Genomic DNA, 13,202 nt, shown 5'->3' on the forward strand with positions numbered 1-13,202 from the left:
AAGTGGGAGAGGGGAGCAAACCGTCGGGAAGCTAGCACTTGCCCCTCTCCCGCTGCGTGGGAGAGGGGAGCAAACCCTCGGGACGCTAGCGCTTGCGGCCAGCCGCCTCACCGCAACGCATAAGCCGCCGCCGTACCAGCAAACACGCAGGCCCCCAACCAGTTGTTGTGCCGGAACGCGGCAAAGCACTTCATGCGATCCCGCTCGCGAATCAGCGTGTAGTGATACACCGCGCATCCCGCCGCAGCCACCAGCCCGATCCAGTACGGCCAGCCCAGCCCGAACTGCGCACCGGCCCAGGCCATCAGCCCCAGGAACACCGCATAGCAGATCATGATGGCGCCCACGTCAAACCGCCCGAACGTGATCGCCGAAGTCTTCATGCCGAGCAGCAAATCGTCATCGCGATCCACCATGGCATAGGCGGTATCGTAGGCTACCGCCCAGAACACATTGGCCAGCAGCATCACCCACGCCACCACGGGCACATGGTCCTGCACCGCGGCGAACGTCATCGGGATGCCAAAGCCGAAGGCAATGCCGAGGTAGGCCTGCGGGATGGCAAAGAACCGCTTGAAGAACGGATAGGTGCCGGCGAGCACGGCCGCCACCACGGCCAGCCATTTGGTGAACGCGTTGAGCGGCGTGATCAGGGCGAAGGCCGCAAGCGCCAGCACCACCGCCACCGCCACTGCCTCCCACGCGGCAATCTTGCCCGCGGTCAGCGGCCGCTCCCTGGTGCGCTTGACGTGCTTGTCGAAGTCACGGTCGGCCCAGTCGTTCATGGCGCAGCCGGCCGAGCGCATCAGGAAGGTGCCAATGACGAAGATCCAGAACAGGCTCCACGCCGGCCGGCCGCCGGTGGCCATCCACAATGCCCACAGCGTAGGCCACAACAGCAACAGCGTGCCGATGGGCTTGTCGATGCGCACCAGGCGCGCGTACAGGGCTAAGCGTTCAAACATGGCAGGGGGCCCGCGACACAGCGGTCAGGGCAAGGCAAGGGCATTAAACGAAAAACGAAAACGCGCCGCGACCCGGTCAGGGCGCGGCGCGCATGGCCGGCAGCACACGAAGGCAGCCGGCAGGGCATCAGGCCAGCATCGAGCGCAGCATCCACGCGGTTTTTTCGTGCGTCTGCATGCGCTGGGTCAGCAGGTCTGCGGAGGGTTCGTCGCCAGCGGCGTCGATCACCGGGAACAACGAGCGCGCGGTGCGCACCACGGCTTCCTGGCCTTCGACCAGCTTGCGGATCATCTCGGTGGCTTCGGGCACGCCCTCTTCCTCGGGGATCGACGACAAGCGAGCGTATTCCTTGTAGGTGCCCGGCGCCGGGTAGCCCAGCGCGCGGATACGCTCGGCGATCGAGTCCACGGCGAGCGCCAGCTCGGTGTATTGCGTCTCGAACATCAGGTGCAACGTGTTGAACATCGGACCCGTGACGTTCCAGTGGAAGTTATGGGTCTTGAGATAAAGCGTGTAGGTATCCGCCAGCAACTTGGACAGGCCTTCCGCGATCTTCTTGCGTTCTTTGTCGGAAATGCCGATGTTCACGCTCATCTCATTCTTCTTTGCCATGATAGGTACGCTCCGATCTGGGGTGGCTTTGAAAACTGCCGCGCCACTGGACGCGGCACAACCCGCACATTATGGCATCACCCGGTGAAGGCGGACAAACCCGCGGCCGCGTCCAGGAACATCGCGACCGCGCCCAGCGCGATCACCGCCAGCCCGATTTCCGTGCGCCACAGCTTGCGCTGCAGGCGCGCCGCGTCTTCGCGGCGGGGGCTATCGTGGGCGACGTGTTGCAGCTGTTGAAACTCGCTGACGAACATTCTGAACAGGGCCATGATGGTTCTCCTTGCCGGGCTTTCAAGGTGGCCCCGGCCCGGGGCCACCCGCACTGCCCTGCTTCATTGCTTGCTCATTACTTCAGGTTCAGCGCGCGCCTGACACCTTCGCCGTAGGCGGGATCGGCCTTGGTGAAGTGCGCCAGCTGCACGCGCACGATGTCTTCCGGCACGCCCTGCATGGCCGCCGCGATGTTCGAGTACAGGCGCTGGCGCTGGGCCTCGTCGAACAGGCGGAACAGCGCGCCCGGCTGGCTGTAGTAGTCGCTGTCGACACGGTGGTCGAAGCGGTCGGCGGCACCATCCAGGGCCAGCGGCGGCTCGACGGCGCGTTCGCTGGCGGCGTAGGCGCCCTCGCGGTTCGGCTCGTAGTTGAGCTTGCCGCCCTGGTTGCCGTCCACGCGCATCGCGCCGTCGCGGTGGTAGGTATTGTGGAACGGGCACTTGGGCGCATTCACCGGGATCTGGTTATGGTTCACGCCCAAGCGGTAGCGCTGAGTGTCGCCATACGAGAACAGCCGGCCCTGCAGCATCTTGTCGGGCGAGAAGCCGATGCCCGGCACGATGTTGGACGGGTTCATCGCCACCTGCTCCACCTCGGCGAAGTAGTTGTCCGGGTTGCGGTTGAGTTCCAGCACGCCCACGTCGATCAGCGGATAGTCCTTGTGTGGCCACACCTTGGTCAGGTCGAACGGATTGATGTGGTACTTGGCCGCATCGGCTTCGGGCATGACCTGCACGCGCACGTTCCAGCGCGGGAAGTTGCCCTTTTCGATGTTCTCGAACAGGTCGCGCTGCGCGCTCTCGCGGTCGCCCGCCACTACCTTGGCCGCTTCCTCGTTGGTCCAGTTGGCGATGCCCTGCTGCGACTTGAAGTGGAACTTCACCCAGAAGCGCTCGTTGGCGGCGTTGATGAACGAATACGTGTGCGAACCGAAGCCATGGATCTGGCGATAGTTCTGCGGCAGGCCGCGATCGCTCATCAGGATGGTGACCTGGTGCAGCGACTCCGGATGGCGCGACCAGAAGTCCCACACGGCGATCGGGTCACGCAGGTTGGTGCGCGGGTTGCGTTTTTGCGTGTGGATGAAATCCGGGAATTTGAGCGGGTCGCGCACGAAGAACACCGGCGTGTTGTTGCCCACCACGTCCCAGTTGCCTTCGTCGGTGTAGAACTTGACCGAGAACCCGCGCACATCGCGCTCTGCGTCGGCCGCGCCGCGCTCGCCCGCCACCGTGGAGAAGCGCATGAACAGCGGCGTTTGCTTGCCGACGCTGGCAAAGACCGAGGCCTTGGAAAAGCGCGTGATGTCATGGGTGACCGTGAAGGTGCCATGGGCGCCCGAGCCCTTGGCGTGCACGCGGCGCTCGGGGATGACTTCACGGTCGAAGTGAGCGAGCTTCTCCAGGAACCACACGTCCTGCAGCAGCATCGGGCCGCGCGGGCCGGCGGTCTGCGAATTCTGGTTGTCGGCTACCGGCGCGCCGGCGGCGGTGGTCAGAGTGTCCTTGTCCTTGCTCATCTTGGCCTCATTTTTCTTGGGGGGTGGAACGGGGAGTCTGGCTGGGGCGGGCGGCGCGAAAGCCGCCGGGTCATTTCAGTACACCGTGGCGTAACAGGCAAGGCAGTCGGCCATGCGGCCGGCCAGCGCGCTCAGGAGCTCGCCGGCGGCGTCCAAGCTGGGGTTTTCGCCTTTCATGTGCGACTCCTTGTCGGTAACAGCACGCAGTGCGTCGATGCAGGAAGTCTACGGGAAGGCTATTGAATTGCGAATTCAATTATTTCTAACTATAAAATAGAGCATACCTATTCCCTGCCTGCGCGCCAGCGTCGCATAGGACCAAGACACAGTGAAGTCAGAAAAATCGAGGGGGGAGGAAAACCAAGGCGGGGAAGCGTGCGGCCGGCGCCGAGCGCCGGCAGGCAGGGTGCGCTCAGGCCGCTTCAGCCAGTTCCTTGGCGGCCAGCATGCTGACACCGGGCAGGTCGCAGGCCGCCACCGCGCGGCGCAACGCCTCCATGGCCGGCAGGCGCGTAAAGCTCTTGCGCCAGGCCAGCACCACGCGCCGGTCGGGCACGGGATCGGTAAAGGACACGTAGGCCAACAGGTCGTTCTTGTTGGACTTGAGATCCGGCACCGAAGTCCGCGGCAGCACGGTGATGCCAACGCCACTTGCCACCATATGGCGGATGGTTTCCAGCGAGGAGCCTTCGAAGGTTTTCTGGATGCCGTCGGCCGCCTGCGAAAAGCGCGACAGCTCCGGGCACACGCCCAGCACCTGGTCGCGGAAGCAATGCCCGCTGCCCAGCAGCAGCATGGTCTGCTGCTTCAGTTCGTCGGGATCGACTTTCCCGGCATGCTCCAGATGGTGGCCGCGCGGCACCGCCACGACGAAGGGCTCGTCATACAGCGGTTGCACGGTCAGCCCGGAATCGGCAAAGGGCTCGGCCATGATGGCGCAGTCGATCTCGCCCTGCTTGAGCAGCTCGATCAGCTTGACCGTGTAGTTCTCCTGCAGCATCAGCGGCATCTGCGGCACGGTCTGGATCATCTCCTTGACCAGCGTGGGCAGCAGGTAGGGCCCGATGGTGTAGATCACGCCAAGCCGCAGCGGCCCGGCCAGCGGGTCCTTGCCCTGCTTGGCGATTTCGCGGATGGCCATGGTCTGCTCCAGCACGCGCTGGGCCTGCGCCACGATCTGCTCGCCGATCGGCGTCACCGAGACTTCGGACGTGCCGCGCTCGAAGATCTGCACATTGAGTTCGTCTTCCAGCTTCTTGATCGCCACCGACAGCGTCGGCTGCGACACGAAGCAGGCTTCGGCCGCCCGGCCGAAATGGCGCTCGCGCGCCACGGCGACGATGTACTTGAGTTCGGTGAGCGTCATGACTTATCAATTCCCGTTAAGCGATAGATTTTACCTTCGATTCGACGTTCTGTCAGAGATGACAAGCAAAGCGGCGCAGGCGATACCTGATCGCCTGCGCCGGGTGCGCCCCCGCCGTCACATCAGGCCTTCAGGTAATGTTCCCTGCCACCCAGCCAGCGCAACAAGTGCGCCTCGACCGCCTCCGGGTAGCGCGCCAGCATCAGCTCGGCGGCCTCCTGGGCGTAGTCGACCAGCCAGGCGTCGGTGTTGAGATCGGCGAAACGCAGCATCGCCTCGCCGGACTGGCGCGCGCCAAGGAACTCGCCGGGCCCCCGTATCTGCAGGTCGCGCCGGGCGATCTCGAAACCATCGGTGGTCTCGCGCATGGTCGCCAGCCGCTCGCGCCCGGTGGGCGAGAGCGGCGCCTGGTACATCAGCAGGCAGACCGATTCCGCGCTGCCCCGCCCTACCCGGCCGCGCAACTGGTGCAACTGCGCCAGGCCAAAACGCTCGGCGTGCTCGATCACCATCAGCGAAGCGTTGGGCACGTCCACCCCCACCTCGATCACGGTGGTGGCCACCAGCACCTGCAGCCGGTTGGCGGTGAAGTCTTCCATCACCGCGGCCTTCTCCGTCGGCGCCAGGCGACCGTGCACCAGCCCGACCTTGAGCTCGGGCAAGGCGGCCACCAGGGTTTCGTAGGTCTCCACCGCGGTCTGCAGTTGCAGCGCTTCGCTCTCCTCGATCAGCGGGCAGACCCAGTAGACCTGGCGGCCATCGGCGGCGGCGTGGTGCACGCGCGCGATCACCTCGTCGCGGCGCGCGTCGTTGACCAGCCGGGTCACCACCGGGGTGCGCCCGGGCGGCAGCTCGTCGATCACCGAGACGTCGAGATCGGCGTAGTAGGTCATGGCCAGCGTGCGCGGGATCGGCGTGGCCGACATCATCAACTGGTGCGGCACGGTTTGCGTGACCTTGCCGGCCTTGCCCTGCGTGGCGGCGGCATCGGGGTCCGCCTTGCCGCGCAGCGCCAGCCGCTGGGCCACGCCGAAGCGATGCTGCTCGTCGACCACGGACAAGCCCAGGCGGGCAAACTTGACGCTGTCCTGGATCAGCGCGTGGGTGCCGATGGCCAGCTTGGCCTCGCCGGACTCGACCTTGGCCGCGGCCTCGCGCTTGGCGCGCGTCTTCAGGCTGCCTGCCAGCCACACCACCGGCACGCCCAGCGGCTCCAGCCAGGCGGAGAGCTTGCGGTAGTGCTGCTCGGCCAGGATTTCGGTGGGTGCCATCAGCGCGGCCTGGTAGCCGGCATCGATGGCCTGGCAAGCCGCCAGCGCCGCCACGATGGTTTTGCCGCTGCCGACGTCGCCCTGCAGCAGGCGATGCATCGGGTGGGGCGCGCCCATGTCCTTGGCGATCTCTTCCACCACGCGCTGCTGCGCGCCGGTCAGCTTGAACGGCAGTGCCGCCAGGAAGGCGGTGAGCAGGCCGCCCGCGCGGCGCGGCATGGGCGGCGCGCTCTTGTCGCGTCGCGCCGCCTGGGAGCGCTTGAGGGAGAGCTGCTGCGCCAGCAGTTCATCCAGCTTGATACGTTGCCAGGCCGGGTGCGAGCGCTCGATCAGGGCGTGCTCGTCCACCTCCTGCGGCGGCGAGTGCAGCAGCCGCAGGCACTCCGGCAAGGGCTGCAGCTTGAGCTGCGCCAGCGGGCCTTGCAGCACGGGGATGGGCAGGGTCTCGGGCAGCGGCGTGCGCGACAGCGCGCCGCCGATGGCCTTGCGCAGGTAGCTTTGCGGGATGCCGGCAGTGCTCGGGTAGACCGGGGTCAGCCGCTCGGGCAGCGCCTCGCCGGGCGTCACCGCGCGCACCGTGGGATGCACCATCTCCGCGCCGAAGAAGCCGCCGCGCAGCTCGCCGCGCACCCGCAGGAAGGCGCCTTCGGCCATCTGCTGGGCCTGGCTGCCGTAGAAATTGATGAAGCGTAGCGTCAGCTCGCCGGTATCGTCGGCGATCTTGACCACCAGCTGGCGGCGCGGGCGCAGGCTGACCTCGTTGGAGGTGACCACGCCTTCGACCTGCACCGTCAGCCCCATCCCCGCGCGCCCGATGGCATCGGCGATCGGCAGCAGCGTGGTCTCGTCCTCGTAGCGCATGGGCAGGTGCAGCACCAGGTCGACATCGCGCTTGAGGCCGAGCTTGTGCAGCCGGGCCATGGCCGAGGACGGCTTGCCGGCGGCAGCGCCCTTGGACGCCGCCTTGCCCGGACGGCCCGGCTTGTCCCCGGCGCGCGCCGCGGGCGGGCTGTCGGTGGTTTCCGGGGTTCGGTCGGGAGCGGTTCCTGGCATCTGGGGCGTGGCTAGCGATTCGGGTCGTGGCGCATGCCTGGTGGCACGGGCAGGTTGGCACAAATAGGCGATATCACGCGCGCCCGGGCGGCGGAGTCGCCCCAAGCCTTACAATATCGGATTCGCCGATTGTACCTATGCCGGCCGCGCCACCGCGCGGTCTGCGGCCGTTTTTGCCCCCATGATGCTGACGCTGTCCGATTTTGACTTTGCCCTCCCGCCCGAACTGATCGCCCAGACCGCCTTGCCGGAGCGCGGCGCGAGCCGGCTGCTGGTGGTGGATACGGACGCGCAGGACGGCGCCACCCGCCTCACCGACCGCACGTTCGCCGATATCGTCGACTACCTGCGCACGGACGACCTGCTGGTATTCAACGACACGCGCGTCATCAAGGCGCGTTTCTTCGGCCAGAAGGGCAGCGGCGGCAAGGTCGAGGTGCTGGTCGAGCGGGTGCTGGACAGCCACACCGTGCTGGCCCAGGTGCGCGCCTCCAAGACACCGCCCGTGGGCAGCCTGCTGCGCCTGGCGGATGCCTTTGACGTCACAGTGGGCCCGCGCGTGGACCAGTTCTTCACGCTCACCTTCCCAGAGCCGGCGCTGGAGCTGATCGAGCGCCACGGCCGCCTGCCGCTGCCGCCGTACATCACCCACGACCCCGACGCCTTCGACGAAACCCGCTACCAGACGGTCTACGCCCGCGCCCCCGGCGCGGTGGCCGCGCCCACCGCCGGCCTGCATTTCGACGAAGCGCTGTTCGCCCGGCTCGATGCGCTGGGCGTGCGCCGCGGCTTTCTGACGCTGCACGTGGGCGCCGGCACCTTCCAGCCGGTACGCACCGAGAACCTGGCCGAGCACAAGATGCACGCCGAGTGGTACGAAGTGTCGGACGCGCTGGCCCAGGCCGTGCGCGACACGCGCGCCGCCGGCGGTCGCGTGATCGCGGTCGGCACCACCTCGCTGCGCGCGCTGGAGTCCGCCGGCGCGGCCGATGGCACGCTGGCCGCCGGCCGTGGCGACACCGATATCTTCATCACACCCGGCTACCGTTTCCGGGTGGTCGATGCGCTGATCACCAATTTCCACCTGCCCAAGTCGACCTTGCTGATGCTGGTGTCGGCGCTGGCTGGGGTGGAGCCCATCCGCGCCGCCTACCGCCATGCGGTGGCCGAGCGCTACCGCTTCTTCAGCTACGGTGACGCCATGCTGCTGACGCGCCAGCCCCAGCCCTGAGCGCGCCGCGCCAGCCCGAACCTGAATCCCGAATCCAGCCATGCTCAACTTCGAACTGCTCACCACCGACGGCAACGCCCGCCGCGGCCGCGTCACCCTCAACCACGGCGTGGTCGAGACCCCGATCTTCATGCCGGTCGGCACCTACGGCTCGGTCAAGGCGATGTCGCCACTCGAGCTCGGTGAAATCAACGCCCAGATCATCCTGGGCAATACCTTCCACCTGTGGCTGCGCCCCGGGCTGGAAGTGGTGGCAAAGCACGGCGGCCTGCACCGCTTCATGGGCTGGGACAAGCCGATCCTGACCGACTCGGGCGGCTTCCAGGTGTTTTCGCTGGGCGCGCTGCGCAAGATCACCGAGGATGGCGTGACCTTTGCCTCGCCGGTCAATGGCGACAAGCTGTTCCTGTCGCCCGAGATTTCGATGCAGATCCAGCGCACGCTGAACTCCGACATCGTGATGCAGTTCGACGAATGCACGCCGTACGAGATCGACGGCCGCCCCGCCACCCATGCGGAAGCGGCCGCCTCCATGCGCATGAGCCTGCGCTGGGCCAAGCGCTCGATCGAAGAGTTCAATGGCCTGGAAAACCCCAACGCGCTGTTCGGCATCGTCCAGGGCGGCATGTTCGAGGATCTGCGCGACGAGTCGCTGGCCGGCCTGTCGGAGCTGGACTTCCACGGCTACGCCATCGGTGGCCTGTCGGTCGGCGAGCCCAAGGAAGACATGATGCGCGTGCTGGAACACGTGGGCCCGCGCCTGCCCGCGCACAAGCCGCACTACCTGATGGGCGTGGGCACGCCCGAAGACCTGGTGGCCGGCGTGGCCTCGGGCGTGGACATGTTCGACTGCGTGATGCCGACCCGCAATGCCCGCAACGGCTGGCTGTTCACGCGCTTTGGCGACGTCAAGATCAAGAACGCCGTCCACCGCAACGACACCCGGCCGCTGGACGAATCCTGCGGCTGCTACACCTGCCGCAACTTCTCGCGCTCCTACCTGCACCACCTGCACCGGGTCGGCGAGATCCTGGGCGCGCGCCTGAACACCATCCATAACCTGCACTACTACCTGGAACTGATGGGCGAGATGCGCGAAGCCATCGAGGAGCACCGCTTCGAGGCCTTCCGCCTGCAGTTCGCCGCCGATCGCGCGCGCAGGGCGCAGTAGCGCCGCGCCGGCGGCTGCCGCGCCCCGGCGTGAACTTTCCGTACGGCACCGGTCGAATAGCGGTGCCTGCAGCTGCAAAGCGGCTTGCAAGGCGCCCCGAACAAACCCGTACTACACCGTAAATGCCCGGATCAGGCATGGAATGCGGTTGCAAGCGGGTGGTAGAATGACCGACTAACTGATTGACTTTGTGACGGAGAAGCAACGTGCTGATTTCTAACGCATTTGCCCAGACTGCCGGCGTGACCGGCGGTGCGGCGGGTGGCCTGATGAGTTTCCTGCCTATCATCTTGATGTTCGCTGTGCTGTGGTTCATCATGATCCGCCCGCAGATGAAGCGCCAGAAAGAATCGAAGGCAATGCTGGAAGCGCTGGCCAAGAACGACGAAGTCGTGACTGCCGGCGGCATTCTCGGCCGTGTCACCAAGGTCAACGAGCAATACGTAACCCTCGAAATCGCCGCGGGCACCGAAATCACGGTGCAAAAGAGCGCGGTTACCACGGTGCTGCCCAAGGGCTCGCTGAAGTCGCTCTGAGCACCACGGCTGCGGGCGTGGCGTCGCTTGACACACAGCGCCGCCCAGCTTCTCCCGCACCGCCAGCCTGCTTTTTCGCCCTTCCCGGCACGCCTTTAGCGCGCGTGCCCCTGCAGCCGCCTGATCCAGCCCGGGTTATCCGTGGATGCCAGGCGGCTGTTTGCCAACCGGTGCGGTGGTGCCAACTGCCCGCTGACGGTCTCGTCGGCGCCGCCAACCGAAGAACGACTGGCCAAAGATGAATCGCTATCCGCTTTGGAAATACCTCGTGATCCTGGTGGCTCTCGCCATCGGCATCACCTATACGCTGCCGAACTTCTTCGGCGAGGCGCCTGCCGTGCAGGTCTCCTCCGCCAAGGTCACGGTCAAGGTCGACCTGGCCATGCAAAAGCAGATCGAGCAGATCCTGGCGCAGAACAACCTGCAGCCCGATGGCATGTTCTTCGACCTGAACGGCCAGTCCGGCTCGGTCAAGGCGCGCTTCAAGACGCCCGACGAGCAGCTCAAGGCCAAGGACGTGCTGACCCGCGCGCTCAACCCCGACCCCAATGACGCCACCTACGTGGTCGCGCTGAACCTGCTGTCGGGCTCGCCGCGCTGGCTCACCGCCATGCACGCGCTGCCGATGTACCTGGGGCTGGACTTGCGCGGTGGCGTGCACTTCCTGCTGCAAGTGGACATGAAGGGCGCGGTCGACAAGAAGCTCGACAGCCTGGCCGGCGACGCCCGCACCCTGCTGCGCGACAAGGGCATCCGCCATGGCGGCATCGACCGCGAAGGCGACCGCCTGACGGTGCGCTTCAACAATGCCGACGACGCCACCAAGGCGCGCGGCATCCTGGCCGACAACCTGCGCGAGCTGGCGTTCACCCCGGATGGCAACAACATCTCCGGCGTGTTCACCGACGCGGCCCGCAAGGCGGTGCAGGATGCTGCGGTCAAGCAGAACATCACCACCCTGCACAACCGGGTCAATGAGCTCGGCGTGGCAGAGCCGGTGATCCAGCAGCAAGGCGCCGACCGTATCGTGGTGCAGCTGCCCGGCGTGCAGGACACCGCCAAGGCCAAGGACATCATCGGCCGCACCGCCACGCTGGAAGCCCGCCTGGCCGACCCCGACGCGCCGCGCAGCCCGCGCCCGGGCGACCCGATCCCCTTCGGCAGCGAGCTGTTCACGCAAGGTAACGGTGCCCCGGTGGTGCTCAAGAAGCAGGTGATCTTCACCGGCGACCGCATCGAAAGCGCCTCGGCCGGCTTCGACCAGAACCAGCGCGCCTCGGTCAATATCAAGCTCGACGCCCAGGGCGGCCGCGTGCTGCGCGACGTCTCGCGCGAGAACATCGGCAAGCCGATGGGCATCGTGCTGTTCGAGAAGGGCAAGGGCGAAGTGCTGACGGTGGCAACGATCCAGTCCGAACTGGGTTCCAGCTTCCAGATCACCGGCTCGTACTCCACCGAAGCCGCCAACGACCTGGCACTGCTGCTGCGCGCCGGCTCGCTGGCCGCGCCGATGGAAATCATCGAAGAGCGCACCATCGGCCCGTCGCTGGGCGCGGACAACATCAAGAAGGGCTTTGACTCGGTAGCCTACGGCTTCGCCGCCATCGCCGTCTTCATGATGCTGTACTACATGCTGTTCGGCGTGTTCTCGGTGGCCGCGCTGGCCGTCAACCTGCTGCTGCTGGTGGCGGTGCTGTCGATGCTGCAGGCCACGCTGACGCTGCCCGGCATCGCCGCTATCGCGCTGGTGCTCGGCATGGCCATCGACGCCAACGTGCTGATCAACGAGCGGATCCGCGAGGAATTGCGCGCGGGCGCTTCGCCGCAGATGGCAATCGCCGTCGGCTTTGACCGCGCCTGGGCCACCATCCTGGACTCCAACGTGACCACGCTGATCGCGGGCCTGGCGCTGCTGGCCTTCGGCTCCGGCCCGGTGCGCGGCTTTGCCGTGGTGCACTGCCTGGGCATCATGACCTCGATGTTCTCGGCGGTGTTCTTCAACCGCGGCCTGGTGAACCTCTGGTACGGCCGCAAGAAGAAGCTGCAAAGCGTGGCGATCGGCCAGATCTGGAAGCCGGGCTCGGATAGCCAGGGCACCATCGCCAAGTAAGCATCATGGGTGTCCGCGCGCAGGACGCGCACGGACATCCAACCAGCATAGAACGGCAGCAGGCGCTGCCGTACAAAACAGGATTCAACATGGAATTCTTCCGCATCCGGCGCGACATTCCGTTCATGAAGCACGCGTTGATCTTCAACGTGATTTCCTTCCTGACGTTTGCCGCCGCCGTATTCTTCCTCGCGCACAAGGGCCTGCACCTGTCGATCGAGTTCACCGGCGGCACGGTGATGGAGGTCAACTACCAGCAGACGGCCGATCTCGAACGCATCCGCGGCCAGGTCGGCAAACTCGGCTACTCCGACGTGCAGGTGCAGAACTTCGGCACCTCGCGCGACGTGATGATCCGCCTGCCGCTGCAAAAGGGCCCGGACGGCAAGACCGTCACCTCGGCCCAGCAGAGCGAGCAGGTCATGACCGCGCTGCAAACGGCCGCGCCTGACGTCAAGCTCCAGCGCGTCGAGTTCGTCGGCCCGCAGGTGGGCAAGGAACTGGCCACCGACGGCCTGCTGGCGCTGCTGTGCGTGGTCGCCGGCATCGTGATCTACCTGTCATTCCGCTTCGAGTGGAAGTTCGCGGTGGCCGGCATCATCGCCAACCTGCACGACGTGGTGATCATCCTGGGCTTCTTCGCCTTCTTCCAGTGGGAATTCTCGCTGTCGGTGCTGGCGGCGATCCTGGCGGTGCTGGGCTACTCGGTCAACGAATCGGTGGTGATTTTCGACCGGATCCGCGAGAATTTCCGCAAGTTCCGCAAGATGACCACGCACGAGATCATCGACAATGCGATCACCAGCACCATCTCGCGGACCATCATCACCCACGGCTCGACCCAAATGATGGTGCTGTCGATGTTCTTCTTCGGCGGCCCCACCCTGCACTACTTCGCGCTGGCGCTGACTGTCGGCATCTTGTTCGGTATCTACTCCTCGGTATTCGTCGCCGCGGCGCTGGCCATGTGGCTGGGCGTCAAGCGCGAGGACCTGGTCAAGGGCGAGAAGAAGCCAGGCGACGTCGACCGCGACGACCCGAACTTCGGCGCGCAGGCCTGACGGGCACGCCGCGGACAGTTCCAAAGGCTA

Annotated in this window: 11 protein-coding genes; 5 read left to right on the top strand and 6 right to left on the bottom strand. The window is 66.1% G+C overall.

Features of this window, described 5'->3' with window-relative positions:
- Positions 1–107: 107 nt before the first annotated feature.
- The 6 genes from ubiA to recG form a co-directional block, all read right to left on the bottom strand.
- The gene (ubiA, locus tag ACYP5B_RS23965) at positions 108–965 is read right to left on the bottom strand and encodes a 4-hydroxybenzoate octaprenyltransferase (RefSeq protein WP_400101686.1); all 858 of its coding nucleotides are present in this window, start codon (positions 963–965) and stop codon (positions 108–110) included.
- Positions 966–1,092: 127 nt separating this feature from the next.
- Entirely contained in the window at positions 1,093–1,578 is a 486-nt protein-coding gene (locus ACYP5B_RS23970) for a Dps family protein (protein ID WP_035867478.1), read from the bottom strand.
- Between the two features lie 77 nt (positions 1,579–1,655).
- On the bottom strand, positions 1,656–1,850 hold the full coding sequence (locus tag ACYP5B_RS23975) for a hypothetical protein (RefSeq protein ID WP_400101683.1): 195 nt from the start codon (positions 1,848–1,850) through the stop codon (positions 1,656–1,658).
- Positions 1,851–1,927: 77 nt separating this feature from the next.
- Positions 1,928–3,373 (bottom strand): catalase, encoded by a 1,446-nt coding sequence (locus tag ACYP5B_RS23980; RefSeq protein WP_459571334.1) that lies wholly within the window; start codon positions 3,371–3,373, stop codon positions 1,928–1,930.
- 412 nt (positions 3,374–3,785) lie between these two features.
- Complete coding sequence (locus ACYP5B_RS23985) at positions 3,786–4,739, bottom strand: LysR substrate-binding domain-containing protein (protein WP_459571335.1); 954 nt, start codon at positions 4,737–4,739, stop codon at positions 3,786–3,788.
- Between the two features lie 122 nt (positions 4,740–4,861).
- Complete coding sequence (recG, locus tag ACYP5B_RS23990) at positions 4,862–7,063, bottom strand: ATP-dependent DNA helicase RecG (protein ID WP_400101679.1); 2,202 nt, start codon at positions 7,061–7,063, stop codon at positions 4,862–4,864.
- 184 nt (positions 7,064–7,247) lie between these two features.
- Between recG and queA the strand changes: the two genes are divergently transcribed.
- From queA to secF, 5 genes are all read left to right on the top strand, one after another.
- The gene (queA, locus tag ACYP5B_RS23995) at positions 7,248–8,294 is read left to right on the top strand and encodes a tRNA preQ1(34) S-adenosylmethionine ribosyltransferase-isomerase QueA (RefSeq protein ID WP_459571362.1); all 1,047 of its coding nucleotides are present in this window, start codon (positions 7,248–7,250) and stop codon (positions 8,292–8,294) included.
- 40 nt (positions 8,295–8,334) lie between these two features.
- Complete coding sequence (gene tgt, locus ACYP5B_RS24000) at positions 8,335–9,465, top strand: tRNA guanosine(34) transglycosylase Tgt (protein WP_459571336.1); 1,131 nt, start codon at positions 8,335–8,337, stop codon at positions 9,463–9,465.
- Between the two features lie 206 nt (positions 9,466–9,671).
- Positions 9,672–10,001: a preprotein translocase subunit YajC gene (gene yajC, locus ACYP5B_RS24005; RefSeq protein WP_267604372.1), complete on the top strand. Its 330-nt coding sequence runs from the start codon at positions 9,672–9,674 to the stop codon at positions 9,999–10,001.
- A gap of 238 nt (positions 10,002–10,239) precedes the next feature.
- Positions 10,240–12,111: a protein translocase subunit SecD gene (gene secD / locus ACYP5B_RS24010; protein ID WP_400101675.1), complete on the top strand. Its 1,872-nt coding sequence runs from the start codon at positions 10,240–10,242 to the stop codon at positions 12,109–12,111.
- A gap of 89 nt (positions 12,112–12,200) precedes the next feature.
- Positions 12,201–13,172 carry a protein translocase subunit SecF gene (gene secF / locus ACYP5B_RS24015; protein WP_400101673.1) on the top strand — a complete coding sequence of 324 codons (972 nt, stop codon included), beginning with the start codon at positions 12,201–12,203 and terminating at the stop codon, positions 13,170–13,172.
- Positions 13,173–13,202 lie beyond the last annotated feature (30 nt).

It is taken from the genome of Cupriavidus sp. 8B (genome assembly GCF_054589115.1).